General features: G+C 69.4%; 24 protein-coding genes. 16 read left to right on the top strand and 8 right to left on the bottom strand.

Annotated elements, in window-relative coordinates; translation table 11 throughout:
• Positions 1-4 precede the first annotated feature (4 nt).
• The 5 genes from AC1P0E_RS07210 to AC1P0E_RS07190 all read left to right on the top strand — a co-directional run bounded on the left by AC1P0E_RS07210 (position 5) and on the right by AC1P0E_RS07190 (position 6,767).
• On the top strand, positions 5-1,279 hold the full coding sequence (locus AC1P0E_RS07210; protein WP_482741316.1) for an ABC transporter substrate-binding protein: 1,275 nt from the start codon (positions 5-7) through the stop codon (positions 1,277-1,279).
• A gap of 197 nt (positions 1,280-1,476) precedes the next feature.
• Positions 1,477-3,144, top strand: a complete 1,668-nt coding sequence (locus tag AC1P0E_RS07205; protein WP_482741315.1) for a glycoside hydrolase family 13 protein — start codon at positions 1,477-1,479, stop codon at positions 3,142-3,144.
• 37 nt (positions 3,145-3,181) lie between these two features.
• The gene (locus AC1P0E_RS07200; protein ID WP_482741314.1) at positions 3,182-4,513 is read left to right on the top strand and encodes an ABC transporter substrate-binding protein; all 1,332 of its coding nucleotides are present in this window, start codon (positions 3,182-3,184) and stop codon (positions 4,511-4,513) included.
• Positions 4,514-4,524: 11 nt separating this feature from the next.
• Positions 4,525-5,898: an ABC transporter permease subunit gene (locus AC1P0E_RS07195; RefSeq protein WP_482741313.1), complete on the top strand. Its 1,374-nt coding sequence runs from the start codon at positions 4,525-4,527 to the stop codon at positions 5,896-5,898.
• Positions 5,895-6,767, top strand: coding sequence for a carbohydrate ABC transporter permease (locus AC1P0E_RS07190; protein ID WP_482741312.1), 873 nt, complete (start codon positions 5,895-5,897; stop codon positions 6,765-6,767). Before AC1P0E_RS07195 ends, AC1P0E_RS07190 begins: the two co-directional genes overlap by 4 nt.
• 72 nt (positions 6,768-6,839) lie before the next feature.
• On the opposite strand, the gene pgl is transcribed toward AC1P0E_RS07190, so the two are convergent.
• The 5 genes from pgl to tkt are packed head-to-tail and all read right to left on the bottom strand — an operon-like array spanning position 6,840 to position 13,412.
• On the bottom strand, positions 6,840-7,622 hold the full coding sequence (gene pgl, locus AC1P0E_RS07185; protein ID WP_482741311.1) for a 6-phosphogluconolactonase: 783 nt from the start codon (positions 7,620-7,622) through the stop codon (positions 6,840-6,842).
• Complete coding sequence (gene opcA / locus AC1P0E_RS07180) at positions 7,619-8,665, bottom strand: glucose-6-phosphate dehydrogenase assembly protein OpcA (RefSeq protein WP_482741310.1); 1,047 nt, start codon at positions 8,663-8,665, stop codon at positions 7,619-7,621. Before opcA ends, pgl begins: the two co-directional genes overlap by 4 nt.
• Positions 8,662-10,185 carry a glucose-6-phosphate dehydrogenase gene (gene zwf / locus AC1P0E_RS07175; RefSeq protein ID WP_482741309.1) on the bottom strand — a complete coding sequence of 508 codons (1,524 nt, stop codon included), beginning with the start codon at positions 10,183-10,185 and terminating at the stop codon, positions 8,662-8,664. The genes opcA and zwf overlap by 4 nt, the downstream gene beginning before the upstream one ends.
• A 3-nt stretch (positions 10,186-10,188) precedes the next feature.
• Positions 10,189-11,307, bottom strand: coding sequence for a transaldolase (gene tal / locus AC1P0E_RS07170; protein ID WP_482741308.1), 1,119 nt, complete (start codon positions 11,305-11,307; stop codon positions 10,189-10,191).
• A 35-nt stretch (positions 11,308-11,342) separates the two neighbouring features.
• A complete protein-coding gene (gene tkt, locus AC1P0E_RS07165; protein WP_482741307.1) occupies positions 11,343-13,412 on the bottom strand; it encodes a transketolase in 2,070 nt (689 codons plus the stop codon).
• A gap of 329 nt (positions 13,413-13,741) precedes the next feature.
• On the opposite strand from tkt, the gene AC1P0E_RS07160 reads away from it, so the two are divergent.
• From AC1P0E_RS07160 to AC1P0E_RS07150, 3 genes are all read left to right on the top strand, one after another.
• Positions 13,742-14,695 carry a heme o synthase gene (locus AC1P0E_RS07160; RefSeq protein ID WP_482741306.1) on the top strand — a complete coding sequence of 318 codons (954 nt, stop codon included), beginning with the start codon at positions 13,742-13,744 and terminating at the stop codon, positions 14,693-14,695.
• 33 nt (positions 14,696-14,728) lie between these two features.
• Complete coding sequence (locus tag AC1P0E_RS07155; RefSeq protein WP_482741305.1) at positions 14,729-15,049, top strand: hypothetical protein; 321 nt, start codon at positions 14,729-14,731, stop codon at positions 15,047-15,049.
• A 75-nt stretch (positions 15,050-15,124) separates the two neighbouring features.
• On the top strand, positions 15,125-16,261 hold the full coding sequence (locus tag AC1P0E_RS07150) for an amidohydrolase family protein (RefSeq protein WP_482741304.1): 1,137 nt from the start codon (positions 15,125-15,127) through the stop codon (positions 16,259-16,261).
• Here the strand turns inward: AC1P0E_RS07150 and AC1P0E_RS07145 are convergent.
• From AC1P0E_RS07145 to AC1P0E_RS07135, 3 genes are all read right to left on the bottom strand, one after another.
• Positions 16,238-17,212 carry a COX15/CtaA family protein gene (locus AC1P0E_RS07145; RefSeq protein WP_482741303.1) on the bottom strand — a complete coding sequence of 325 codons (975 nt, stop codon included), beginning with the start codon at positions 17,210-17,212 and terminating at the stop codon, positions 16,238-16,240. The two genes, AC1P0E_RS07150 and AC1P0E_RS07145, sit on opposite strands and share 24 nt — an antisense overlap.
• A gap of 73 nt (positions 17,213-17,285) precedes the next feature.
• Positions 17,286-18,053: an ABC transporter permease gene (locus AC1P0E_RS07140; RefSeq protein WP_482741302.1), complete on the bottom strand. Its 768-nt coding sequence runs from the start codon at positions 18,051-18,053 to the stop codon at positions 17,286-17,288.
• Entirely contained in the window at positions 18,050-18,976 is a 927-nt protein-coding gene (locus tag AC1P0E_RS07135; RefSeq protein ID WP_482741301.1) for an ABC transporter ATP-binding protein, read from the bottom strand. Before AC1P0E_RS07135 ends, AC1P0E_RS07140 begins: the two co-directional genes overlap by 4 nt.
• 271 nt (positions 18,977-19,247) lie before the next feature.
• On the opposite strand from AC1P0E_RS07135, the gene AC1P0E_RS07130 reads away from it, so the two are divergent.
• From AC1P0E_RS07130 to AC1P0E_RS07095, 8 genes are read left to right on the top strand one after another with little or no spacing between them, the layout of a single operon-like run.
• Positions 19,248-19,970, top strand: a complete 723-nt coding sequence (locus AC1P0E_RS07130; protein ID WP_482741300.1) for a helix-turn-helix transcriptional regulator — start codon at positions 19,248-19,250, stop codon at positions 19,968-19,970.
• Complete coding sequence (gene sufB / locus AC1P0E_RS07125) at positions 19,967-21,388, top strand: Fe-S cluster assembly protein SufB (protein WP_482741299.1); 1,422 nt, start codon at positions 19,967-19,969, stop codon at positions 21,386-21,388. The genes AC1P0E_RS07130 and sufB overlap by 4 nt, the downstream gene beginning before the upstream one ends.
• A 58-nt stretch (positions 21,389-21,446) precedes the next feature.
• Entirely contained in the window at positions 21,447-22,625 is a 1,179-nt protein-coding gene (gene sufD / locus AC1P0E_RS07120; RefSeq protein ID WP_482741298.1) for a Fe-S cluster assembly protein SufD, read from the top strand.
• The gene (locus AC1P0E_RS07115) at positions 22,625-22,942 is read left to right on the top strand and encodes a bifunctional 3-phenylpropionate/cinnamic acid dioxygenase ferredoxin subunit (RefSeq protein ID WP_355258782.1); all 318 of its coding nucleotides are present in this window, start codon (positions 22,625-22,627) and stop codon (positions 22,940-22,942) included. Before sufD ends, AC1P0E_RS07115 begins: the two co-directional genes overlap by 1 nt.
• Before the next feature lie 7 nt (positions 22,943-22,949).
• The gene (gene sufC, locus AC1P0E_RS07110; RefSeq protein WP_482741297.1) at positions 22,950-23,741 is read left to right on the top strand and encodes a Fe-S cluster assembly ATPase SufC; all 792 of its coding nucleotides are present in this window, start codon (positions 22,950-22,952) and stop codon (positions 23,739-23,741) included.
• Entirely contained in the window at positions 23,738-24,994 is a 1,257-nt protein-coding gene (locus tag AC1P0E_RS07105) for a cysteine desulfurase (protein ID WP_482741296.1), read from the top strand. The genes sufC and AC1P0E_RS07105 overlap by 4 nt, the downstream gene beginning before the upstream one ends.
• 12 nt (positions 24,995-25,006) lie before the next feature.
• Positions 25,007-25,471: a Fe-S cluster assembly sulfur transfer protein SufU gene (gene sufU / locus AC1P0E_RS07100; RefSeq protein ID WP_482741295.1), complete on the top strand. Its 465-nt coding sequence runs from the start codon at positions 25,007-25,009 to the stop codon at positions 25,469-25,471.
• A complete protein-coding gene (locus AC1P0E_RS07095; RefSeq protein ID WP_482741294.1) occupies positions 25,468-25,821 on the top strand; it encodes a metal-sulfur cluster assembly factor in 354 nt (117 codons plus the stop codon). Before sufU ends, AC1P0E_RS07095 begins: the two co-directional genes overlap by 4 nt.
• Positions 25,822-25,827: the final 6 nt, after the last annotated feature.

Below are 25,827 nucleotides of genomic sequence, written 5' to 3'. Positions count from 1 at the left end.
ACCTATGCGGTGGATACGTGCCGCCGGTAGGGGGCTCCTGGCGGTCGCCGTGGTCATGGCCGGTTACGCGGGTGGCGGCGCGCGCGCCGAAGGGCCGCCCGGCGGGGACGGGCGCGGGCCCATGACGCTGGCCACGGCCGGTGATCTGACCGGTTATCTCGGTCCGCTGCTGGACGGCTGGAACCGTACGCATCCCGCTGAAAAGGTCACCCTCGTCGAGCTGCCGGACTCGGCCGACGAGACCCGGGCGCAGATGATCACCGAACTGCGCGCCGGCAGTGACCGGTTCGACGTACTCAACATCGACGTCGCCTGGACGTCCGAGTTCGCGGCCGCGGGCTGGATCGCCCCGGTCGAGCGCGACCGCTTCCCGCTCGACACCTTCCTGCCGCCGGTGGTGGACACGGCGACTTTCGACGGGCGGCTGCATGCCGTCCCTTATGTCACGAATGCGGGGCTGCTCTACTACCGCAAGGATCTCCTGCGGCGCGAGGGCGAGCAGCCGCCGCGCACCTGGGCGGACCTTGAGCGGCAGGCGCGGGCGATCGCCCCGAAGTACGGGATCGGCGGGTACGCCGGGCAGTTCCTGCCGTACGAAGGACTCGCCGTCAATGTCACCGAGGCGGTGCACTCGGCGGGCGGATCGTTCCTGCGCGACGAGGGCGAGCGGGTCACCGTCGACTCGGCCGCCGCCCGCGCCGGGCTCGGTTTCCTCGCAGGGGGAGTGCGGGACGGCTGGATTCCGCAGGAGGCGCTGCGCTTCAAGGAGGAGGAGTCGCGGCAGGCCTTCCAGGACGGCCGGCTGCTCTTCCTGCGCAACTGGCCGTACGTCCATTCCGCCGCCGGCGGCAAGGACTCCGAGGTCGCCGGGAAGTTCGGCGTGACGCCGCTGCCGGGGCCCGACGGTCCGGGCGCGAGTGTGCTGGGCGGATCGAACCTCGCGGTCAACGCCCACTCGCGGCACAAGGAGTCGGCCACCGATCTGATGGCGTACCTGACCAGTGAACCCGTGCAGCGCAAGGTGCTCACCGAAGGCTCGCTGCCGCCGGTGCGCGCCGCCCTGTACGCCGATCCGGAGCTGGTGCGCGCGTACCCGTATCTGCCGACCCTGCGCCGAAGCGTGCTGGCGGCGGAGCCCAGGCCCAAGAGTCCTCGCTACGACCAGGTGAGCCTGGCGGTGCAGGCGGTGGCGTACGACGCGCTGGCGCTGCGCCAGAGCCCGGAGCAGGCGGTGGACCGGCTGGCCCGGGAGCTCGGGGCGGTGGCCCGCAGGGGCTGAGGGTCTCGCTCTCCGCTCTCGTAGTTACATGTTAGGTAACTGAGCGGCCTCGATTTCTGGGACATTCATACGCAAGCCCGGGCAGCTTTCTGTCTCATCGTTGACACTCTCTCGTCACTCCTACTTAACATGCATGCATAACGGGGGGCCTGCTCTGGGTGCTCCCGCACGCACAAGTAGGAACAGGTCAACGGGTGATGCTCACTGCCCCGGCCGACAACGGCCTCCCCCTTCGCGTCGCGCACCACTGGTGGCGGGACGCGGTGATCTACCAGGTGTACGTCCGCAGCTTCCTGGACAGCACCGGCGACGGCATCGGCGACCTGGCCGGCGTACGGGCGGGGCTTCCGTACCTCAAGAAGCTCGGCGTCGACGGCATCTGGCTGAGCCCGTTCTACCCCTCGCCGCAGCACGACCACGGCTACGACGTCGCCGACTACTGCGACGTCGACCCGGTCTTCGGTGATCTCGCCGAGTTCGACCTGATGGTCACCGCCGCCCGGCGGCTCGGCATCAAGGTGCTCCTCGACATCGTCCCCAACCACTGCTCCAGCGAGCACGTCTGGTTCCGCGAGGCACTGGCCGCCGCCCCCGGCAGCGCGGCCCGCGCCCGCTTCCACTTCGCCGACGGCAGGGGCCCGGACGGTGACGAGCCGCCCAACAACTGGCGCGCGATGTTCGGCGGCCCCGCCTGGACCCGGCTCACGGAGGAGGACGGCACGCCCGGCCAGTGGTACCTCCACATGTTCACCCCCGAGCAGCCCGACCTGAACTGGCGCAACGCCGAGGTCGCCGCCCACTTCGACCACGTCCTGCGCTTCTGGCTCGACCGGGGCGTCGACGGCTTCCGCATCGATGTCGCCGCAGGCCTCTTCAAGCACCCCGAACTCCCCGACTCCCCGGACCCTGAGGCGGACGAGCGGACCCGCGACTCCGTCAACCCGCTCGCCTGGAACCAGCCCGAGGTGCACGACGTGTGGCGCCACTGGCGCGCGGTCTGCGAGGAGTACGCCGCCCGCGACGGCCGGGACCGGCTGCTGGTGGGCGAGGTGTCCGTGCCCACCCCGCGCGAACACGCGCTGTACGTACGCCCCGACGAGCTGCACCAGGCGTTCTTCTTCGACCTGCTCGGCGCCCCCTGGGACGCCGACGCCTTCCAGAAGATCATCTCCGGCGCGATGCAGGACATCGCGGGCACCGGCTCCACTGTCACGTGGGTCCTCAACAACCACGACCAGGTCCGTACGGTCACCCGCTACGGCGAGTCCGGCACCGGGGGCAGCGGCCTCGGCTCGGCGCGCGCCAGGGCCGCCGCGCTCCTGATGATGGCGCTGCCGGGATCGGCGTACATCTACCAGGGCGAAGAGCTGGGCCTGCCCGAGGTCGTGGACCTGCCCGACGACGTCCTCACCGACCCCATATTCCGCCGTACGGGCAGCCGCAAGCGCATCCGTGACGGCTGCCGGGTCCCGCTCCCGTGGTCCGGGCACGCCTCACCGTTCGGCTTCACCTCGGGCGCGGAGGGAGCCAGGCCGTGGCTGCCGCAGCCCGAGTGGTTCGCCGAGCACGCCACGGACCGGGCGCTGGCCGACACCCGGTCGTTCTGGCACCTCTACCGCGACGGGCTGCAACTGCGGCGCGGGCTGCCGCAGTTCGGCGAAGGCGGCCTGCGCTGGCTGGAGAGCCCGCCCCACGTGCTCGCCTTCGTCCGGGGCGACGGGCTGGTGTGCGCGGTCAACTTCGGCACCGGTCCCGTACCCGCCCCGGTCGCCGGCACCCCGCTGCTGGCCAGCGGCCCCTGCGTCAACGGCGTACTGCCCGGGTCCACCGCCGCCTGGTGGATCAGCGACAGCGCCACCCTGTGACCCCTCCCTCTCCACCCCTTCGGAAGGAACAGCCATGATGAGACTGGAACGACGGACCGTGGCGGCCTGCTCCTCGGCGCTCGCCCTCGCGCTCGGCGCGACCGCGTGCGGCGGCGGTGACGTGGCCCCCGCCGGCAGCGGCGGTCAGAACCTCGACGGCAGCAAGGTGGCCGTCGCCGGTGTCTGGTCCGGCACGGAACAGAAGAACTTCCGCAAGGTCCTCGACGCCTTCTCCGAAAAGACCGGCGCCAAGGTCGAGTTCATCTCCACCGGCGACAACGTCTCCACCGTCATCGGCAGCAAGATCGAGGGCGGCAACGCCCCCGACGTGGTGATGGTGCCGCAGGTGGGCGTGCTGAAGCAGTTCGCCCAGAAGGGCTGGCTCCAGCCGCTCGGCAAGAAGACCGAGCAGACGGTCACCGACAACTTCGCCCCGGTCTGGAAGAACTACGGCACCGTCGACGGCCAGTTCTACGGTCTCTACTTCAAGGCCGCCCACAAGTCGACGGTCTGGTACAGCCCCGACGCCCTCGACCAGGCCGGCGTCAAGCCGCCGAAGACGTACGCCGAGATGTTGAAGAGCTCCGCCACCGTCGCCGACTCCGGACTGCCCGCCTTCGCGGTCGCCGGAGAGGACGGCTGGACGCTCACCGACTGGTTCGAGAACATCTACCTCTCCCAGGCGGGCCCCGAGAAGTACGACCGGCTCGCCGCCCACAAGCTGCCGTGGACCGACGCGAGTGTCGTCAAGGCGCTCACCACCCTGGGCGAGCTGTTCTCCGGCAAGGACCTCGTCGCGGGCGGCCGCTCGGGCGCCCTCAGCACCGACTTCCCCAGCTCCGTCGGGCAGGTCTTCGGCGCCGACCCCGAGGCCGCGATGGTCTTCGAGGGCGACTTCGTCGGCTCCATAGCCAAGGAGGAGTATGGCAAGAAGATTGGCGAGGACGCGACCTTCTTCCCCTTCCCGGCCGTGGACAGCGGCAAGGCGCCGGTGGTCAGCGGCGGAGACGCCGCGGTGGTTTTGAAGGACGGCCGCAACCGCAAGGCCGCCATGGCGCTCATGGACTACCTCGCCGGCCCCGAGGCCGCCGAAGTCTGGGCGGCCGAGGGCGGCTTCCTCTCGCCCAACAAGAAGGTCGACCCGTCCGCCTACGGCGACGACACCGCGCGCAGCATCGCCAAGTCGCTCGTCGACGCCGGTGACACCGTCCGCTTCGACATGTCCGACCAGGCCCCGGCCGCCTTCGGCGGGACCAAGGGCATGGGCGAGTGGAAGATCCTCCAGGACTTCCTGCGCGACCCCTCCGACCCGAAGGGCACCGCGGCCGCGCTCGAAGCCGCGGCGGCCAAGGCCTTCAAGAAGAACTGAGGGCGACCGCGATGACCGCCCTCACCAGTCCCTCACCGGCCAAGGCCCGCCCGTCCCCCGCCGGTCAGCCGTCCGCCGATCCCCGGCGCAGAGCCACCCGGCGCCGGTGGTTCGTGGCCGTGGTGTTCGCCCTGCCCGCCCTGCTGCTGCTCGGCGTACTGGTCGTCTACCCGATGCTGTTCTCCGTAGGACGCAGCTTCTTCGACGCCACCGGCACCCGCTTCGTCGGCGGCGACAACTACACCGAGATGTTCCGCGACCCGGCCACGCTCAAGGCCATCCGCAACAGCACCCTTTGGGTGGTCGTCGCGCCCACCCTGCTGACCGGCCTCGGGCTGATCCTCGCCGTACTCACCGAGAAGGTCCGCTGGGCGACCGCCTTCAAGCTGCTGCTCTTCCTGCCGATGGCGGTCTCCTTCCTCGCCGCGGGCATCATCTTCCGGCTCGCGTACGAGGAGGACCCCGACCGGGGTGTGCTCAACGCGGTGGCGGTCGGCGTCCACGACACCTTCCAGGACGCCTCCTCCTATCCCACCGCCCGCGCACGCGACGGGCAGGGACTGGCGAAGGCCGGGGACGGCTCGTTCCGTACGACCGAGGAAGCGCGTACCGGACGTACCGTCACGCTCGGACTCGTCGGCGTACGGCCGGACGAGCTGCCCGCCGGGGCCGCACCCGCCCAACGGGCGGCCACGGCGGAAGCGGCGCCGGACGAGATGCGCGGCGTCGTCTACCTCGACTTCACCCCCGGCGGGGGCGGCGAACAGGGCAAGGTCGACGCGAAGGAGCGCGGACTGCCGCAGATGACGGTCGAGGCGGTCCAGGGTGGCAAGGTGGCCGCGCGGGCCACCACGGCGGCCGACGGCTCGTTCCGCTTCGCCGGCCTGGCTTCCGGTTCGTACGAACTGCGGCTGCCCGCCCAGAACTTCGCCCCGCCGTACGAGGGCATCTCCTGGCTGGGCCCCGCGCTCGTCACGCCGGCCATCATCGGCGCCTACCTGTGGATCTGGACCGGCTTCGCGATGGTGCTCATCGGCGCCGGGCTCTCCGCCCTGCCCCGGGAGACCCTGGAAGCCGCCCGGATGGACGGCGCGAACGAGTGGCAGATCTTCCGCCGGATCACGGTGCCGCTGCTCGCCCCCGTGCTGACCGTGGTCTTCGTGACCCTCGTGATCAACGTGATGAAGGTCTTCGACCTCGTCTACATCATCGCGCCGGGCCCGGTGCAGGAGGAAGCCACCGTACTGGCCACCCAGATGTGGCTGGTGTCCTTCGGCGGCGGTCAGGACCAGGGGCTCGGCAGCGCGCTCGGCGTGCTGCTGCTGGTGCTCGTCGTGCCCGCCATGCTCTTCAATGTCCGCCGCTTCCGCAGGAGTCAGTCATGACCGTCATCACTGACAAGCGCCGGGCCTGGCCGGCGCGGCTGACCCGCAGGCTCAGCAGCGGAGTCGTCCAGGCGGTGCTGATCGTTGTGGGACTGATCTGGATCACACCGCTGGCGGGGCTCTTCCTGTCCTCGCTGCGCTCCGAGCGGGACAACGCCGGCAGCGGCTGGTGGACCGCGCTGACCGGACCCGGACAGCTCTCGGTCGACAACTACACCACGCTGCTCGCCGATACGGGCATCACTCAGGCGTTCTGGAACACCGTCCTGATCTCCGTGCCCGCCACCACCCTGGTCGTCGTACTCTCCGCACTGGCGGCGTACGCCTTCGCCTGGCTGGAGTTCCCGGGACGGGACGCGCTGTTCCTGGTGGTCGTGGCGCTGCTCGTGGTGCCGGTCCAGGTCGGACTGCTGCCGGTGGCCAAGCTGTTCGGGCAGCTCGGGCTCTTCGGCACCATCCCGGGCGTGGTGCTCTTCCATGTCGCGTACGGGCTTCCGTTCGCCATCTTCCTGCTGCGCAACTACTTCGCCGAGATACCGCGCGAGATGCTGGAAGCGGCGCGGATGGACGGCGGCAGCGAGTGGCGGATCTTCGTCCAGCTCGTCCTGCCCGTGGGGCGGCCCGCGCTCGCCAGCCTGGCCATCTTCCAGTTCCTGTGGGTCTGGAACGACATGCTGGTGGCGCTGCTCTTCGCGGACAGCGCCTCGCAGCCGCTCACGGTGGCGCTCCAGTCCCAGATACGGCAGTTCGGCAGCAACATCGATGTGCTGGCGCCCGGCGCGTTCCTCTCACTGGTCGTGCCGGTGGCCGTCTTCTTCGCCTTCCAGCGCCACTTCGTCCAGGGCGTCATGGCGGGTTCGGTGAAGTAACCGCTCCTCATGACGAGGGCCCGGCCGCCGTGTGGCGGACCGGGCCCCCGTCATGGGACAAGCGGCTCCCGCTCAGGCCGAAGCCGGCGGGTACAGCGCGCGCGGGAGCTGGGAAGCCGCCGCGTCGTCCAGCAGCCACAGCGTGCGACGGCGGCCGTACGCGCCCGCCGCCGGGGCCTGGATCTCCCCGGCGCCGGACAGGGCTATGGCCGCGGCCTTCGCCTTGTCCTCGCCCGCCGCCAGGAGCCACACCTCTCGTGCCGCGCGGATCGCGGGCAGCGTGAGGGTGACGCGGGTGGGCGGGGGCTTGGGGGCGCCGTGCACGCCCACCACCGTGCGCTCCGTCTCGCGGACGGCCGGCAGCTCCGGGAACAGCGAAGCGACATGGGTGTCAGGGCCCACGCCCAGCATCAGTACGTCGAACGTCGGCACCGGGCCGTGGTCCTCGGACCCCGACGCAGAGACCAGTTCCTCGGCGTACCCGGCCGCTGCCGCGTCAGCGTCGTCGCCGTACTTTCCGTCCGAGGCCGGCATCGCGTGGACCCGGGCCGGGTCCAGCGGCACCGCGTCCAGCAGCGCCGCGCGCGCCTGGGTGACGTTGCGCTCCGGGTCGCCCTCGGGGAGGAAACGCTCGTCGCCCCACCACAGGTCCAGCCGCGACCAGTCGACCGCGTCCCGCGCCGGCGACGAGGCCAGCGCGGCCAGCAGACCGTTGCCGTTGCGGCCGCCCGTCAGTACGACCGACGCCGAGCCGCGCGTGGCCTGCGCGTCCACGAGCTTCGTGATCAGCCGGGCCGCCGCGGCCTGCGCCATCAGCTCCTTGTCGTGGTGGACGACAAGCTGCGGTGCTCTCACTTCGACGCCGCCTTCTTGGCAGCCGCAGCAGATGCCTGCTTCTTCGCCGGAGCGGACGCGGTTCCGCTCGTGGCCGCGGACTTGTCCGCCGCCGGCTCCGCCGACTCCTTGGAGCCCTGCTCACCGAGCCGGTCGACCCCGTACTTCAGTGCGGAGGCGTACGTGTCGTCCGGGTCCAGCCTGCGCAGTTCCTCGGCGATCAGCTCGGCGGTCTCCCGCCGCTTGAGCGCCACCGCGCGGTCCGGCTGCCCCTCGATGGACAACGACGCCAGCGAACCGTCCGCCCGGCCGAGCTTGATCGGCCCGCAGTTGGTGTCCATCCGCACGCCCGTCAGGCCGGGGCCGGACGACACCGAACGCTTCACCGGTACGCCCAGCCGGTCGGCGAGCCACATGCCGAGCAGCTCGACGCTCGGGTTGAACTCCTCGCCCTCGACCTCGACCGAGGTGACCTCGCACTCAACCTGGTCCAGCGCGGCCGCGAGCATCGAGCGCCACGGCGTGATGCGCGTCCAGGAGAGGTCCGTGTCGCCGGGGGTGTACGCCTCGGCGCGCGCCGACAGCTCCTGGACCGGGTGCTCGGCGGCGTACGTGTCCGTGACCCGGCGCTGCGCGAGTGCGCCGAGCGGGTCGTTCGCCGGATCGAGCGGCGCGTTGGCCGCCCACCACACCACGACGGGCGCGTCGGGCAGCAGCAGCGGCAGCACCACCGACTGGGCGTGGTTGATGGCCTCGCCGTACAGCCGCAGGATGACCGTCTCACCGGTGCCCGCGGCCGTGCCCACCCGCACTTCGGCGTCGAGGCGCGCCGTGGCACGGTCGCGCGGCGAGCGCGAGACCCGCTTGATGACGACGAGGGTGCGCGAGGGGTGCTCGTGCGAGGCCTCGTTGGCCGCCTTGAGCGCGTCGTACGCGTTCTCCTCGTCGGTGACGATGACCAGCGTCAGGACCATGCCCACGGCCGGCGTGCCGATGGCGCGTCGGCCCTGGACCAGAGCCTTGTTGATCTTGCTGGACGTGGTGTCCGTCAGGTCGATTTTCATGGCCGACGCCAGCTCCGTCCGTCTCGTGCGAGCATTTCGTCCGCCTCGCCCGGGCCCCAGGTACCGGCCTGGTACTGCGCGGGCTTGCCGTGCTTGTCCCAGTACTCCTCGATCGGGTCGAGGATCCGCCAGGACTGTTCGACCTCCTCGAGACGCGGGAAGAGGTTGGCGTCGCCGAGCAGGACGTCCAGGATCAGGCGCTCGTACGCCTCGGGGCTGGACTCGGTGAAGGACTCGCCGTACGCGAAGTCCATCGACACGTCCCGCACTTCCATCGCCGTGCCCGGCACCTTGGAGCCGAAACGGACCGTGACGCCCTCGTCCGGCTGGACGCGGATGACCAGGGCGTTCTGCCCCAGCTCTTCCGTGGCCGTGTGGTCGAAGGGGGAGTGCGGGGCGCGCTGGAAGACGACCGCGATCTCCGTGACGCGACGGCCGAGGCGCTTGCCCGTACGGAGATAGAAGGGGACGCCCGCCCAGCGGCGGTTGTCGATCTCCAGCTTCACCGCGGCGTAGGTGTCGGTCTTCGACTTGGGGTCGATGCCGTCTTCCTGGAGGTAGCCGACGGCCTTCTGGCCGCCCTGCCAGCCCGCCGCGTACTGCCCGCGCACGGTCTCCCGGCCCAGGTCCTTCGGCAGCTTGACGGCGCCCAGCACCTTGGTCTTCTCGGCGACCAGCGCGTCCGCCTCGAAGGAGGCGGGCTCCTCCATGGCGGTCAGCGCGAGGAGCTGGAGCAGGTGGTTCTGGATGACGTCACGGGCGGCGCCGATGCCGTCGTAGTAGCCGGCGCGGCCGCCGATGCCGATGTCCTCGGCCATGGTGATCTGCACGTGGTCGACGTACGACCGGTTCCAGAGCGGCTCGAACATCTGGTTGGCGAAGCGCAGCGCCATGATGTTCTGGACCGTCTCCTTCCCCAGATAGTGGTCGATCCGGAAGACCTCGTTGGCCGGGAAGACCTCGTGGACGATCCGGTTCAGCTCCTGCGCGGAGGCCAGGTCGTGCCCGAAGGGCTTCTCGATGACGGCCCGTCGCCAGGACCCTTCCCGCTGGTCGGCCAGCCCGTGCTTCTTGAGCTGCTGGACGACCGCGGGGAAGAACTTCGGCGGTACGGACAGATAGAAGGCGAAGTTGCCGCCGGTGCCCTGCGCCTTGTCGAGCTCCGCGATCGTCGACTTCAGCGTCTCGAACGCGTTGTCGTCGTCGAAGTCGCCCTGGACGAACCGCATGCCCTGGATGAGCTGCTGCCAGACTTCCTCGCGGAAGGGCGTACGGGCGTGTTCCTTGACGGCGTCATGGACGACCTGCGCGAAGTCCTCGTGCTCCCAGTCGCGGCGGGCGAAGCCGATGAGCGAGAAGCCCGGCGGCAGCAGGCCGCGATTGGCCAGGTCGTAGACGGCAGGCATCAACTTTTTACGTGACAAATCGCCCGTGACGCCAAAGATGACCAGGCCCGACGGCCCCGCGATACGCGGGAGCCGTCGGTCCTGAGCGTCACGCAGCGGATTGCTGCTGGACAATGTTTAGCCCTCCGAAGGGGCGAGGCGCTTGAGCTCCGCCTCGGTCGACTTGAGCAGGTCGTTCCAGGACGCTTCGAACTTGTCGACGCCCTCGTCCTCGAGCAGCTGCACCACGTCGTCGTAACTGATCCCGAGCTTCTCGACGGCGTCGAGCTCGGCGCGCGCCTGCTCGTACGTACCGGCGATCGTGTTGCCCGTGATCTGCCCGTGGTCGGCGGTCGCTTCCAGCGTGGCCTCGGGCATGGTGTTCACCGTGCCGGGGGCGACGAGGTCGTCGACGTACAGGGTGTCCTTGTACGACGGGTCCTTGACGCCGGTCGAGGCCCACAGCGGACGCTGCTTGTTGGCGTTGGCCTTGTCCAGCGCGGCCCAGCGGTCGGAGGAGAAGATCTCCTCGTACGCCTGGTACGCGAGGCGGGCGTTGGCCAGCGCGGCCTTGCCCTTGAGGGCCTTGGCCTCGTCCGTGCCGATGCCGTCGAGACGCTTGTCGATCTCGGAGTCCACGCGGGACACGAAGAACGACGCCACCGAGTGGATCTTGGACAGGTCCAGGCCCGCGGCCTTCGCCTTCTCGAGACCGGCCAGGTAGGCGTCCATGACCTCGCGGTAGCGCTCCAGCGAGAAGATCAGCGTCACGTTGACGCTGATGCCGAGACCGATGGTCTCGGTGATCGCCGGGATGCCCGCCCGCGTGGCCGGGATCTTGATCAGCGTGTTCGGACGGTCCACCAGCCACGCGAGCTGGCGGGCCTCGGCCGTCGTCGCCCTGGTGTTGTGTGCCAGGCGGGGGTCGACCTCGATCGACACCCGGCCGTCCTGGCCGCCGGTCGCGTCGAAGACCGGCCGCAGGATGTCGGCGGCGTCCCTCACGTCAGCCGTCGTGATCATGCGGATGGCTTCTTCGACGGTGACCTCACGGGCGGCCAGGTCGCCGAGCTGCTGGTCGTAACCGTGGCCCTCGGAGATCGCCTTCTGGAAGATCGAAGGGTTGGTCGTGACGCCCACGACGTGCTGCTGGTCGATCAGCTCGGCGAGGTTGCCGGACGTGATCCGCTGGCGCGAAAGGTCGTCAAGCCAGATCGCGACGCCTTCGTCGGAGAGGCGCTTGAGTGCGTCTGTCATGAGATTGCATCTCCTACTTGTCGTATATACCGGCGTCAGCGCGCTGCGGCAGCCAGGGATTCCCGGGCGGCGGCCGTCACCGCGTCCGCGGTGAAGCCGAACTCCCGGAAGAGGACCTTGGCGTCCGCGGAAGCGCCGAAGTGCTCCAGCGAGACGATGCGGCCGGCCTCACCGACGTACCGGTACCAGGTCAGGGCAATGCCCGCCTCGACCGCGACACGGGCCTTGACGGACGGCGGCAGCACGCTGTCGCGGTACCCCTGGTCCTGCTCCTCGAACCACTCGATCGAAGGCATCGACACCACACGGGTCGGAATACCGGCCGCCTGGAGCTGCTCGCGCGCCTCGACGGCGAGCTGGACCTCGGAGCCGGTGCCGATCAGCACGACCTGCGGCTGACCGCCCTCGGCCTCGGCGAGCACGTAACCGCCGCGCGCGGCGTCCTCGTTGGCCTCGTACGTCGGCACACCCTGGCGGGTCAGCGCCAGACCGTGCGGAGCGTCGTTGCGCCGCAGGATCTCGCGCCAGGCGATCGCCGTCTCGTTGGCGTCGGCCGGACGGACCATGTTCAGGCCGGGGATGGCGCGCAGGGCGGCCATGTGCTCGACCGGCTGGTGCGTCGGGCCGTCCTCGCCCAGACCGATGGAGTCGTGCGTCCAGACGTACGTCACGGGCAGCTTCATCAGCGCGGCGAGGCGGACGGCGGGGCGCATGTAGTCGGAGAACACCAGGAAGGTGCCGCCGTAGATGCGGGTGTTGCCGTGCAGCGCGATGCCGTTCATCGTCGAGCCCATGGCGTGCTCGCGGATGCCGAAGTGGACCGTACGGCCGTACGGGTTCGCCTCGGGCAGCGGGTTGTCGGCGGGCAGGAACGACGACGTCTTGTCGATCGTCGTGTTGTTCGAGCCGGCGAGGTCGGCGGAGCCGCCCCACAGCTCGGGGATGACCGCGCCGAGCGCCTGGAGGACCTTGCCGGAAGCGGCACGGGTCGCGACGGCCTTGCCGGCCTCGAAGACGGGAAGCGACTTCTCCCAGCCCTCGGGCAGCTTGCCCGCGGCGATGCGGTCGAACGTGGCGGCGCGCTCACTGTTGGCGTTGCGCCACTCCTGGAACTGCTTGTCCCAGGCGGCGTGCGCCTCGCGGCCACGGTCGGCGGCCGCGCGCACGTGCGCGAAGACGTCGTCGTCGACCTGGAAGTGCTGCTCGGGGTCGAAGCCCAGCACACGCTTGGTGGCCGCGATCTCCTCCTCGCCCAGCGCCGAGCCGTGCGAGGCCTCGGTGCCCTGGGCGTTCGGGGCGGGCCAGGCGATGATCGTGCGCGCCGCGATGATCGACGGGCGCTCGGTCTCGTCCTGCGCCGCCTTCAGGGCGCCGTACAGCGCCTTGACGTCGAAGTCGCCGTTGGCGTTCTGCTCGACGCGCTGCACGTGCCAGCCGTACGCCTCGTAGCGCTTGAGCACGTCCTCGGAGAAGGCGGTCTCGGTGTCGCCCTCGATCGAGATGTGGTTGTCGTCGTACAGGGCGACGATGCTGCCGAGCTTCTGGTGGCCCGCGAGCGAGGACGCCTCGGCCGAGATGCCCTCCTCCAGGTCGCCGTCGGAGACGATCGCCCAGATGGTGTGGTCGAACGGGGAGGCGCCCTCGGCGGCCTCCGGGTCGAACAGACCGCGCTCGTAGCGCGCGGCCATCGCCATGCCCACGGCGTTGGCGATGCCCTGGCCCAGCGGGCCGGTCGTGGTCTCCACACCGGTCGTGTGCCCGTGCTCGGGGTGGCCGGGCGTCAGGCTGCCCCAGGTGCGGAACGCCTTCAAGTCATCGAGCTCCAGGCCGTAGCCGGCCATGTAGAGCTGGATGTAGAGCGTCAGGCTGGAGTGACCGGGAGAGAGGACGAAACGGTCGCGGCCGGTCCAGTTGGCGTCACTGGGGTCGTGCCGCATCAGCTTCTGGAACAGCACATACGCGGCCGGGGCGAGGCTCATGGCCGTACCAGGGTGGCCGTTGCCGACCTTCTGTACGGAATCCATGGCCAGGACGCGGACGGTATCGACAGCCCGCTGGTCCAATTCGGTCCACTCGAGATCTGTGGTGGTCGGCTTGGTGCTCACCCTGAGTCAGGGCTCCTCTCCACATGTCGAATCCCGGCGACTGGTAGCGCACCGGGCGTAGTCGAGCCTACCCCCGCCGGAACACGCATCTTTTCGAGTCCAGGGCTTGGACGGCCTTGGATAAAAGCGGACACAGTCCAGCGTGCGGGCGGGTGAGGGAGTTCGCCTCCTGGCGTTCACCTTCGTATGTACGGACCCGCTCCCGGCGGTGCTCAACACGACCCCACCCCGGCGGAGATCGACGTCTGGGCAACGTCTAGAGTGGCGTGGTACGCGCAAGTCTTTACCGGGCCTTCACGTCCGGAGCTTGCTGGATTTCTCTGTCAGGGGTGTGCGTGACGGCCGTCGAGTCCCGACCCGCAGGGGTCGCCTTGACTCCCAGCCCGGGGGGCCATCGGCCGTTCGGAGCCCGGGTCAAAGCGTTCGTGGCACTGACCAAGCCTCGGATCATCGAACTGCTGCTGATCACCACCGTCCCGGTGATGTTCCTGGCGGAGCAGGGTGTGCCCGATCTGTGGCTGGTCCTGGTGACCTGCCTCGGCGGCTACCTGTCGGCGGGCGGCGCCAACGCGCTGAACATGTACATCGACCGCGACATCGACGCGCTCATGGACCGTACGTCGCAGCGTCCACTGGTCACCGGCATGGTCAGCCCGCGTGAATGCCTCGTCTTCGGCATCAGCCTGGCCGTGATCTCGACGCTCTGGTTCGGACTGCTCGTCAACTGGCTGTCCGCCGCGCTGTCGCTCGGAGCGCTCCTCTTCTACGTCGTCGTCTACACGATGATCCTCAAGCGGCGCACCGCGCAGAACATCGTCTGGGGCGGCATCGCCGGCTGCCTGCCGGTCCTCATCGGCTGGTCGGCCGTCACGAACTCCATGTCCTGGGCCGCCGTCATCCTCTTCATGGTCATCTTCTTCTGGACGCCGCCGCACTACTGGCCGCTGTCGATGAAGGTGAAGGAGGACTACGCGCGCGTGGGCGTTCCGATGCTTCCCGTCATCGCGACCAACACGGTCGTGGCCCGCCAGATCGTCGCGTACAGCTGGGTCATGGTCGCCGTCTCGCTGCTGCTGACTCCGCTGGGTTACACCGGCTGGTTCTACACGACGGTCGCTGTCGTGGCCGGTGGCTGGTGGCTCAAGGAGGCGCACGGGCTCCAGTCCCGCGCGAAGTCCGGCGTGACCGGCGCCAAGCTCAAGGAGATGCGGCTGTTCCACTGGTCCATCACCTACGTCTCGCTGCTGTTCGTCGCGGTCGCGGTGGACCCCTTCCTGCGCTAGACCGCTCACCTACCGGTGGGTAGCATCGCTCCCATGGCAGACACGAAGCAGGCAGAGCGCAAGGTGGCGAAGCTCGCCAAGGAGATCACCGCCTTCGCCAAGCAGCACGGCGGCGCCGAGGGACAGCTCGCGTACCTCGGCCAGAGGGGCACCCGCATCGTGCTCGTCGGTGAGGACGGCGGCTGGGGCGACCTGGTGGCCCCCACCCACGCCGTCGCGCAGAGCGCCGCCGAGAAGGCCGGGATCACACTCCACGAGTCCTTCGACGGGGACTTCGCGGCCAAGGTGCGCACCGGACCGTACGAATGGAGCCGGATGGCCGGCATCCAGGTCGGCGGCCCGTCCAACGCCTAGCGGCACTTGAGCAACACCTGACGCGGGGGTCACCCGTTAGAGCCTGTGGAAGTACGTCCACCACAGGAGCCCCGGATGATCGAAACGCCTTCCCTGGTGGACCAGTACTGCCATGGAGTGCTCCGTACGGAGCTGGGCCTCGGCACCTTCGAGACCTACCTCGGCAGGACCCCCGCGCCGCCCGCGCCCGGCACCACGTTCTTCGACACCCAGACGGGCTTCGCCGTACGCCGCTGGTGCCCGCCACTCCTCGGCCTCGAACCGCACTGCCCGCCCGCGCGCTATCTCGCGCGCCGCAGAGAACTGGGCGTACTGGAAACCGGCAGGCGGCTGCTCAGGGGCAGCGGGATTTCCACCTATCTGGTGGACACCGGACTGCCGGGTGACCTCACGGGACCCGTCGAGATCGCCGCCGCCGGCGCGGCCCAGGCCCGCGAGATCGTGCGCCTGGAACTCCTCGCCGAGCAGGTCGCCGACACCTCCGGCACCGTCGACAGCTTTCTCGCCAACCTGGCTGAGGCCGTACACAGCGCGGCGGGGTCTGCCGTGGCCTTCACCTCCGTGGCAGGCGTACGGCACGGACTCGCCCTCGCGCCGCATCCGCCGGGGCCCGGCGAGGTGCGCGGGGCGGTGGGGCGCTGGCTGGGAGGGCGCCGGGCCGGCGGCACGCTGACCGATCCGGTGGTCCTGCGGCATCTGCTGTGGATCGCCGTCGCCTCCGGGCTGCCCCTGCAACTCCAGGCGGGGACGGCGGGCGCCGGGCTGCGCATCGACCGTACGGACCCGATGCTGCTCACCGACTTCGCGGCGGCGACAGCGGGTCTGGGCACCGATCTGGTGCTGCTGCACGGCTATCCGTATCACCGTCACGCCGCGCATCTGGCGAGCGTCTTCCCGCATGTGTACGCCGACCTGGGCCCCGCACTCGCGCACACGGGGGCGCGGGCGGCGGCCGTACTCGCGGAGATCCTGGAGCTCGCGCCCTTCGGCAAGCTGCTCTTCTCCAGCGGCGCCCGCGGCCTGCCGGAGCTGCACGTCGTGGGCGCACGGCTGTTCCGCGAGGCGCTGAGCAGGGTGCTCGGCGGCTGGGTCGGCGACGGCGCGTGGTCGCGGGTGGACGCGGAACGGGTCGCCGGGATGATCGCGGCGGGCAATGCCCGCCGCGTCTACTCACTCGTCGACGGGCTCTCAGACGGCGGCGGACACCGCTGAGCCGGACTCGACGGGCGCCGGGGCCGGGGCTTCGAGCGGGCGCTCGCGCAGGCTGAGCGCCAGGCGCAGTACCGCGATCCACATCAGCGAGGAGCCGAGCATGTGGACGGCGACCAGGATCTCGGGGACCTCGGTGAAGAACTGGACGTAACCGATGGCGCCCTGCGCGAGCAGGACGATCAGCAGGTCGCGGGCGCGCGCCCGGGTGTCGTCGGGGGCGTCCACCACGCGCAGGACCAGCCACATGGCGATGGCCAGCGCGCAGACGACCCAGGCGGCCGCGGCGTGGACATGGGCGGCGTCGATCCAGTCCCACGGCATGCGCGGTACGTCGCTGCTGTCGCCGGCGTGCTTGCCCGAGCCGGTCACCGTCGTGCCCAGGGCGATCAGGAGCGCCGAGGTGATGACGATCGCCCAGGACAGCTTGCGGGCGGGGCGCGGGACGCGCGGGCGGGGCGCGGTGTCGCCCTCGCGGGTGCGCTGCCAGGTGATCACGGCGACCGTGAGCAGGGCGTTGGCGAGGAGGAAGTGACCGGCGACGGTCCACGGGTTGAGGCCCGCCCAGACGGTGATGCCGCCGAGGACGGCGTTGCCCATCACGATCCAGAACTGCGCCCAGCCGAGGCGGGTGAGACCGCGCCGCCAGGGCTTCGTGGACCGGGCCGCGATGATCGCCCAGCCGACCGCGGCCGACAGGACGTACGTCAGCATGCGGTTGCCGAACTCGATCGCGCCGTGAATGCCCTGTTCGGGCGTCGCGAAGAGGCTGTCGTCGGTGCACTTGGGCCAGGTGTCGCAGCCGAGGCCGGAGCCGGTCAGGCGTACCGCGCCGCCCGTGACGATGATGAAGACGGTCATCACGACGGCGGAGAGCGCGGCGCGCTGGAGCGTACGGGGGGTGGGCGTCCAGCGCCGCGCGATGAGGGCGAGGGGGGTCAACACGGGAACCATCGTAAGACGGGGCTTGTGCAGCTTTTCACGAGGGGGTATGGGGGAGTCGTCTCCCCGGAGAAACGGGCGTTCCTTACTCCCAGCGGAAGAAACGGGCGGCCGCGCCCAGGCCCATTACCGCCCACACGGCCAGAATCCCGAGATTGCTCCACGGGACGGCCGCGCCGTGCTGGAGTACGTCACGCAGGCCGTCCGAGAGGGCCGAGATCGGCAGCAGGCCGAGGACCGACTGCACCGCGTCCGGGAACTTGTCGAGCGGCACGATCACGCCGCCGCCCACCAGGAGCAGCAGGAAGACCAGGTTGGCGGCGGCCAGCGTCGCCTCTGCCTTGAGCGTGCCGGCCATCAGCAGGCCGAGGCCGGAGAAGGCCGCCGTACCGAGGACCAGGAGAAGGAACACGGTGAACGGGTTGCCGTGCGGGGACCAGCCGAGGCCGAACGCGATCACCGTCAGCAGGACTACCTGGAGCACCTCGGTGACGAGCACCGACAGCGTCTTCGCCGTCATCAGCGCCCAGCGGGGCAGCGGAGAGGTGCCCAGCAGCTTCAGGACGCCGTAACGGCGCTCGAAGCCGGTCGCGATGGCCTGACCGGTGAAGGCGGTGGACATGACGGCCAGCGCCAGGATGCCGGGGGCCAGGAAGTCCACCGACTTGCCCGTGCCCGTATCGACGATGTCGACCGCCGAGAACAGCACCAGCAGCAGCGCCGGGATGATCACCGTCAGCAGCAGCTGCTCGCCGTTGCGCAGCAGCATCTTCGTCTCGAAGAGGGTCTGCGCCGCGATCATCCGGGGCAGCGGGGCCGCTCCGGGGCGCGGTGTGTAAGTACCGATACTCATGAACGGAGGTCCTTACCGGTCAACTCGAGAAAGACGTCCTCCAGGGAGTGCCGCTCGACAGAAATGCCGTCGGGCATCACGCCGTGCTGGGCGCACCAGGAGGTGACGGTGGCCAGCAGTTGTGGGTCGACCTTGCCGGTGATCCGGTACGTCCCCGGCGTCAGCTCCGCCGCCAGGGTGTCCACGGGGAGCGCCTTGAGCAGGGACGCGACGTCGAGGCCCGGCCGCCCGGTGAAGCGCAGGGTGTTCTCGGCGCCGCCGCGGCACAGCTCTTCGGGGCTGCCCTGCGCGATGACCCGGCCGCCGTCGATGATCGCGACGTCGTCGGCGAGCTGCTCGGCCTCGTCCATGAAGTGGGTGGTGAGGACGACGGTGACACCGTCGGTGCGGAGTTCGCGGACGAGGTCCCAGGTGGAGCGGCGGGCCTGCGGGTCGAGGCCGGCGGTCGGCTCGTCCAGGAAGACCAGCTCGGGACGGCCGACGACGGCCATCGCGAGCGCGAGCCGCTGTTGCTGCCCGCCCGACAGCCGCCGGTACGTCGTACGGCCGCAGCTGCCGAGCCCCAGGCGTTCGATGAGCGCGTCGACGTCCAGCGGGTGGGCGTGCAGTTTCGCCACATGACGCAGCATCTCGTCGGCCCTGGCCCCCGAGTACACGCCGCCGGACTGGAGCATCACCCCGATCCGGGGGCGCAGCTCGGCCGCGTCGGCGACCGGGTCGAGGCCGAGGACGCGGACCGTCCCGGCGTCGGGCCTGCGGTAGCCCTCGCAGGTTTCGATCGTGGTCGTCTTGCCGGCCCCGTTGGGACCGAGCACGGCGGTGACCGCGCCCGGACGGACCTCCAGGTCGAGGCCGTCGACCGCGGTCTTTGTTCCGTACCGCTTGACCAGTCCCGCGACCTGGACGACGGGCTCGCTTCTCATGCCAGGAAGTCTAAGGACGGCGTCGCCGACGGCAGCCGGGGGCTCCGGTCAACGGAGGAAAGCCCCTGGTCAACCGGGTCGTGGTGCCCGAAAGGTCCGTTCTGTTCCTACCGCGCCTGCGGTCGGCCGGGACCCGTCACCGCGCGCCGGTTTGATCATTTCCGCAGGTCAGATTAGGTATACCTAAGTGATGCACCCCACCGGAGCTTGATCAGGACGCGGGTTGTCACGCTCCGCGGAATTACGCAACAATGGCGTTGTGAAATACGGTGTGAGTTCGACTGAGCCTCCCCAGGAGGAGCTCGCGACCGGTGAGCGCTCGACGCGCAACCGGATCGCGCGGTCAGTCCTGGACCACGGCCCGTCCACAGCCGCCGATCTCGCGAAGCGCCTCGGTCTCACCCAGGCCGCCGTCCGCCGCCACCTCGATTCGCTCGTCGCCGAGAACGTCGTCGAGCCCCGCGAGCAGCGCGTGTACGGCACCAGGACCCGGGGCAGGCCCGCCAAGGTCTTCGCGCTCACCGACTGCGGCCGGGACGCCTTCGACCAGTCCTACGACAAGCTCGCGGCCGACGCCCTGCACTGGATCTCCCAGGCGGCCGGCGGCGGCGAGAAGGGCGAGGCGGCAGTCACCGCGTTCGCCCGCGCACGGTTCGCCGCCCAGGCCGGGGCCTACCGCGAGGTGGTCGAGGCCGCTGCCCCCGAGCACCGGACCGAGGCGCTCGCCAAGGCCTTGTCGGCCGACGGGTACGCTGCTACGGCGCGAAACGCACCGGTCGGAGAGCAGCTCTGCCAGCACCACTGCCCGGTCGCCCATGTCGCCGAGCAGTACCCGCAGCTGTGTGAGGCGGAGACCGAGTTCTTCTCCGAACTGCTCGGAACCCATGTGCAGCGGCTGGCGACCATCGCCCACGGCGACGGCGTATGCACGACGTTTATCCCCAAGACCACCAATTCAGCATCTGCAAGTACGGCCGGGAGGAACCCCGCATGACTCTCCCCACGGAGACTGCCCACCCCGAACTCGAGGGCCTGGGTACGTACGAATTCGGCTGGGCCGACTCCGACACGGCAGGCGCCACGGCCAAGCGCGGCCTCTCCGAGGAGGTCGTCCGCGACATCTCGGCGAAGAAGAACGAGCCGGAGTGGATGCTGAAGCTGCGGCTCAAGGGCCTCAAGCTGTTCGGCAAGAAGCCCATGCCGAGCTGGGGCGCGGACCTGTCGGGCATCGACTTCGACAACATCAAGTACTTCGTGCGCTCCACGGAGAAGCAGGCGGCGTCCTGGGAGGACCTGCCCGAGGACATCAAGAACACGTACGACAAGCTCGGCATCCCCGAGGCGGAGAAGCAGCGCCTCGTCGCCGGTGTCGCGGCCCAGTACGAGTCCGAGGTCGTCTACCACCAGATCCGTGAGGACCTGGAGGAGCAGGGCGTCATCTTCCTCGACACGGACACCGCGCTGAAGACGCACCCGGAGCTCTTCCAGGAGTACTTCGGCACGGTCATCCCGGTCGGCGACAACAAGTTCGCGTCGCTGAACTCGGCCGTGTGGTCCGGTGGCTCGTTCATCTACGTCCCCAAGGGTGTGCACGTCGACATCCCGCTCCAGGCCTACTTCCGTATCAACACGGAGAACATGGGCCAGTTCGAGCGGACGCTGATCATCGTCGACGAGGACGCCTACGTTCACTACGTCGAGGGCTGCACCGCCCCGATCTACTCCTCCGACTCGCTGCACAGCGCCGTCGTGGAGATCATCGTGAAGAAGGGCGGCCGCTGCCGCTACACGACCATCCAGAACTGGTCGAACAACGTCTACAACCTGGTCACCAAGCGCGCCGTGGCGTACGAGGGCGCGACCATGGAGTGGGTCGACGGCAACATCGGCTCCAAGGTGACGATGAAGTACCCGGCCGTCTACCTGATGGGCGAGCACGCCAAGGGCGAGACCCTGTCGATCGCCTTCGCGGGCGAGGGCCAGCACCAGGACGCCGGCTCCAAGATGGTCCACATGGCGCCGAACACCTCCTCCAACATCGTCTCCAAGTCGGTGGCGCGAGGCGGCGGCCGGACCTCCTACCGCGGTCTCGTCGAGATCGGCGAGGGCGCCGCGGGCTCGAAGTCCAACGTGCTCTGTGACGCTCTGCTCGTCGACACGATCTCCCGCTCGGACACGTACCCGTACGTCGACGTGCGCGAGGACGACGTGTCCATGGGCCACGAGGCGACCGTCTCCAAGGTCTCCGACGACCAGCTCTTCTACCTGATGAGCCGCGGCATGACCGAGTTCGAGGCCATGGCGATGATCGTCCGTGGATTCGTCGAGCCGATCGCCAAGGAGCTGCCGATGGAGTACGCCCTGGAGCTCAACCGGCTGATCGAGCTGCAGATGGAGGGTTCGGTCGGCTAAGGCCCCGTACCCCCGCAGCGACTGACTTTCGACCCAGAGAGAGAGCACTACGACAGCCATGGCTGAGGCTCAGAACATCCCGGTGGGTTCCACCACCGCCGGCTCGATCGCGGTGGCCGCCGAGTCCACCGTCGCCACGCGCATGAGCGCCCCGCCGTCCTTCGACGTGGCGGACTTCCCCGTGCCGCACGGCCGCGAGGAGGAGTGGCGCTTCACGCCGCTCGAGCGCCTGCGCGGGCTGCACGACGGCACCGCGAAGTCCGGCGGCGTACTCACCGTCGAGGTGACCGCCCCCGAGGGCGTCACCGTCGAGACGGTGGACCGCGCCGACGCGCGGCTCGGCAAGGCCGGCACCCCGGTGGACCGCGTGGCCGCTCAGGCGTACAGCTCCTTCGAGAAGGCCTCGGTCGTCTCGGTGCCCAAGGAAGCCGTACTGACCGAGCCGATCCGCATCGCCGTGCACGGCGAGGGCGGCACCGCCTACGGCCACCAGGTCGTCGAGCTGGGTGCCTTCGCCGAGGCTGTCGTCGTCATCGACCACACCGGTGACGCCGTGCTCGCCGCCAATGTCGACTTCGTCGTCGGCGACGGTGCGAAGCTGACCGTCGTGTCCGTCCAGGACTGGGACGACACGGCCGTGCACGTCTCGCAGCACAACGCGCGGATCGGCCGCGACGCCTCGTTCAAGTCGGTCGTGGTGACCTTCGGCGGTGACCTGGTACGCCTCAGCCCCCAGGTGCAGTACGCCGGCACCGGCGGCGAGGCCGAGCTCTTCGGCCTGTACTTCACCGACGCGGGCCAGCACCAGGAGCACCGCCTCCTGGTCGACCACAACACCCCGCACTGCAAGTCGAACGTCGCCTACAAGGGCGCGCTCCAGGGCGACGGCGCGCACGCCGTGTGGATCGGCGACGTCCTGATCCAGGCCGCCGCCGAGGGTACGGACACGTACGAGCTGAACCGCAACCTCGTCCTCACGGACGGCGCGCGCGTCGACTCCGTACCGAACCTGGAGATCGAGACCGGCGAGATCGTCGGCGCCGGCCACGCCTCGGCCACCGGCCGCTTCGACGACGAGCAGCTCTTCTACCTCATGTCGCGCGGTATCCCGGCCGACGAGGCCCGCCGCCTCGTGGTCCGCGGCTTCTTCGCGGAGCTCGTCCAGCAGATCGGTCTGCCCGACGTCGAGGAACGCCTCCTCGCCAAGATCGACGCGGAGCTGGAGGCGTCCGTCTGATGGCCTTCGTCAAAGCCTGTGCGCTGAGTGAGCTGGAGGACGACACCCCGAAACGGGTGGAACTCGACGGCACACCGGTGTCCGTCGTCCGCACCGAGGGCGAGGTGTACGCGATCAACGACATCTGCTCGCACGCGAACGTCTCCCTCTCGGAGGGCGAGGTGGAGGACTGCATGATCGAGTGCTGGCTGCACGGCTCGAGCTTCGACCTCCGCACCGGCAAGCCTTCCGGCCTTCCCGCGACGCGCCCCGTCCCCGTATACCCCGTCAAGATCCAAGGGGACGATGTGCTCGTCTCCGTCACCCAGGAGTCCTGAGACACCCATGGCAACGCTTGAAATCCGCGACCTGCACGTTTCCGTCGAGGCCGACAACTCCACCAAGGAGATCCTCAAGGGCGTCGACCTGACCGTGAAGCAGGGCGAGACCCACGCCATCATGGGCCCCAACGGCTCCGGCAAGTCCACCCTGGCGTACTCGATCGCCGGTCACCCCAAGTACACGATCACCAGCGGCACCGTCACCCTCGACGGCGAGGACGTCCTGGAGATGTCCGTCGACGAGCGCGCCCGCGCCGGCATGTTCCTCGCCATGCAGTACCCGGTCGAGGTCCCCGGCGTCTCGGTCTCCAACTTCCTGCGTACGTCGGCGACGGCGATGCGCGGCGAGGCCCCCAAGCTGCGTACTTGGGTGAAGGAGGTCAGGACCGCCATGGAGACCCTCCAGATGGACCCGGCCTTCGCCGAGCGCAACGTCAACGAGGGCTTCTCCGGCGGTGAGAAGAAGCGCCACGAGATCCTTCAGCTGGAGCTCCTCAAGCCGAAGATCGCGATCCTCGACGAGACCGACTCCGGCCTCGACGTCGACGCCCTGCGCCAGGTCTCCGAGGGCGTCAACCGCGTCCACTCGACCGGCGAGGTCGGCACCCTGCTGATCACGCACTACACGCGCATCCTGCGCTACATCAAGCCGGACTTCGTCCACGTCTTCGCCAACGGCAGGATCGTGGCGTCCGGTGGCCCTGAGCTCGCCGACGAGCTCGAGGCCGAGGGCTACGAGAAGTACACGAAGGGTGGCCCCGTGAGCGGAGCGAACTCAGAGGAGGACATCGCGTGACACAGCTGCCGGGCCTTCTCGACACCGAGGCGATCCGCAAGGACTTCCCCATCCTGGATCGTGTGGTCCACGACGGGAAGAAGATCGTTTACCTGGACAACGCGGCGACTTCGCAGAAGCCGCGCCAGGTCCTCGACGCGCTGAACGCGTACTACGAGCAGAGCAACGCCAACGTCCACCGCGGCGTCCACGTGCTCGCCGAGGAGGCCACGGCGCTGTACGAGGGCGCTCGCGACAAGGTCGCCGCCTTCATCAACGCGCCGAGCCGCAACGAGGTCATCTTCACGAAGAACGCCTCCGAGTCGCTCAACCTCGTGGCGAACATGCTGGGCTGGGCCGACGAGCCCTACCGCGTGGACGCCGAGACCGAGATCGTCATCACGGAGATGGAGCACCACTCCAACATCGTGCCGTGGCAGCTGCTCTCGCAGCGCACGGGCGCGAAGCTGAAGTGGTTCGGCATCACCGACGAGGGCCGTCTCGACCTGTCCGACATCGACGAGATCATCACCGAGAAGACGAAGATCGTCTCCTTCACGCTGGTCTCGAACATCATGGGCACGATCAACCCGGTCGAGGCGATCATCCGCCGCGCCCAGGAGGTCGGCGCGCTGGTCTGCATCGACGCCTCGCAGGCGGCGCCGCACATGGTGCTCGACGTACAGGCGCTGCAGGCCGACTTCGTGGCCTTCACCGGACACAAGATGGTCGGCCCGACCGGCATCGGTGTGCTGTGGGGACGCCAGGAGCTGCTTGAGGACCTTCCGCCGTTCCTCGGCGGCGGCGAGATGATCGAGACCGTGTCGATGAGCTCGTCGACGTACGCTCCCGCTCCGCACAAGTTCGAGGCGGGTACGCCCCCGATCGCCCAGGCCGTCGGCCTCGGCGCGGCCGTGGACTACCTCACCGCGATCGGCATGGACAAGATCGCCGCGCACGAGCACGCGATCACCGAGTACGCCGTCAAGCGTCTCTCGGAGGTCGAGGGCCTGCGGATCATCGGCCCGACGACGGCCGAGGACCGCGGGGCGACGATCTCGTTCACGCTGGGAGACATCCACCCGCACGACGTGGGCCAGGTTCTCGACGAACTGGGCATCGCGGTCCGGGTCGGACACCACTGCGCGCGGCCCGTCTGCCTGCGGTACGGAATTCCTGCGACCACGCGAGCGTCGTTCTATCTGTACTCCACGCCGGCCGAGGTCGACGCCCTGGTCGAAGGCCTGGAGCACGTCCGGAACTTCTTCGGTTAAGGGCTGGGGATCGTGAAGCTTGATTCGATGTACCAGGAAGTCATCCTGGATCACTACAAGCACCCGCACGGGCGGGGCTTGCGGGACGGCGACGCCGAGGTGCACCACGTCAACCCGACGTGCGGCGACGAGATCACGCTGCGCGTGAAGTACGAAGGTGCGACCGTCGCCGACGTCTCGTACGAGGGCCAGGGCTGCTCCATCAGCCAGGCCAGCGCCTCCGTGCTGAATGATCTGCTGGTCGGCAAGGAGCTTGCCGAGGCGCAGAAGATCCAGGCGACCTTCCTGGAGCTGATGCAGTCCAAGGGCCAGATCGAGCCGGACGACGCGATGGAGGAGGTACTGGAGGACGCGGTCGCGTTCGCCGGTGTCTCGAAGTATCCGGCTCGGGTGAAGTGTGCTCTGCTGAGCTGGATGGCATGGAAGGACGCGACGGCCCAGGCACTGGGCGACGGCGCCGAGAGGAAGACCGCATGAGCGACAACACAGCGACACCGACCGAGAGCGTTACGACCAAGCCGGCCTCCGAGGAGGAGGTCCGCGAGGCTCTGTACGACGTGGTCGACCCCGAGCTGGGCATCGACGTCGTCAACCTCGGCCTGATCTACGGCGTCCACGTCGACGACTCGAACGTCGCCACGCTCGACATGACGCTGACGTCCGCGGCCTGCCCGCTGACCGACGTCATCGAGGACCAGGCGAAGTCGGCGACCGAGGGCATCGTCAGCGAACTGAAGATCAACTGGGTCTGGATGCCGCCGTGGGGCCCGGACAAGATCACGGACGACGGCCGCGAGCAGCTTCGCGCGCTGGGCTTCAACGTCTGAGTGCAG

The organism is Streptomyces sp. TRD_SC_5, from assembly GCF_056836825.1.
Note: the sequence above shows the minus strand (reverse complement) of the source record. Positions and strands in the feature narration are given on the sequence as shown.

What these genes read in the sequence shown, in the direction of transcription:
- AC1P0E_RS07210 (WP_482741316.1), top strand. Translation starts at nt 5, where the DNA reads ATGCGGTGGATACGTGCCGCCGGTAGGGGGCTCCTGGCGGTCGCCGTG.
- AC1P0E_RS07205 (WP_482741315.1), top strand. Translation starts at nt 1,477, where the DNA reads ATGCTCACTGCCCCGGCCGACAACGGCCTCCCCCTTCGCGTCGCGCAC.
- AC1P0E_RS07200 (WP_482741314.1), top strand. Translation starts at nt 3,182, where the DNA reads ATGAGACTGGAACGACGGACCGTGGCGGCCTGCTCCTCGGCGCTCGCC.
- AC1P0E_RS07195 (WP_482741313.1), top strand. Translation starts at nt 4,525, where the DNA reads ATGACCGCCCTCACCAGTCCCTCACCGGCCAAGGCCCGCCCGTCCCCC.
- AC1P0E_RS07190 (WP_482741312.1), top strand. Translation starts at nt 5,895, where the DNA reads ATGACCGTCATCACTGACAAGCGCCGGGCCTGGCCGGCGCGGCTGACC.
- opcA (WP_482741310.1), bottom strand. Translation starts at nt 8,665, where the DNA reads ATGAAAATCGACCTGACGGACACCACGTCCAGCAAGATCAACAAGGCT.
- tal (WP_482741308.1), bottom strand. Translation starts at nt 11,307, where the DNA reads ATGACAGACGCACTCAAGCGCCTCTCCGACGAAGGCGTCGCGATCTGG.
- AC1P0E_RS07155 (WP_482741305.1), top strand. Translation starts at nt 14,729, where the DNA reads ATGGCAGACACGAAGCAGGCAGAGCGCAAGGTGGCGAAGCTCGCCAAG.
- AC1P0E_RS07150 (WP_482741304.1), top strand. Translation starts at nt 15,125, where the DNA reads ATGATCGAAACGCCTTCCCTGGTGGACCAGTACTGCCATGGAGTGCTC.
- AC1P0E_RS07145 (WP_482741303.1), bottom strand. Translation starts at nt 17,212, where the DNA reads ATGGTTCCCGTGTTGACCCCCCTCGCCCTCATCGCGCGGCGCTGGACG.
- AC1P0E_RS07140 (WP_482741302.1), bottom strand. Translation starts at nt 18,053, where the DNA reads ATGAGTATCGGTACTTACACACCGCGCCCCGGAGCGGCCCCGCTGCCC.
- AC1P0E_RS07135 (WP_482741301.1), bottom strand. Translation starts at nt 18,976, where the DNA reads ATGAGAAGCGAGCCCGTCGTCCAGGTCGCGGGACTGGTCAAGCGGTAC.
- sufB (WP_482741299.1), top strand. Translation starts at nt 19,967, where the DNA reads ATGACTCTCCCCACGGAGACTGCCCACCCCGAACTCGAGGGCCTGGGT.
- sufD (WP_482741298.1), top strand. Translation starts at nt 21,447, where the DNA reads ATGGCTGAGGCTCAGAACATCCCGGTGGGTTCCACCACCGCCGGCTCG.
- AC1P0E_RS07115 (WP_355258782.1), top strand. Translation starts at nt 22,625, where the DNA reads ATGGCCTTCGTCAAAGCCTGTGCGCTGAGTGAGCTGGAGGACGACACC.
- sufC (WP_482741297.1), top strand. Translation starts at nt 22,950, where the DNA reads ATGGCAACGCTTGAAATCCGCGACCTGCACGTTTCCGTCGAGGCCGAC.
- AC1P0E_RS07095 (WP_482741294.1), top strand. Translation starts at nt 25,468, where the DNA reads ATGAGCGACAACACAGCGACACCGACCGAGAGCGTTACGACCAAGCCG.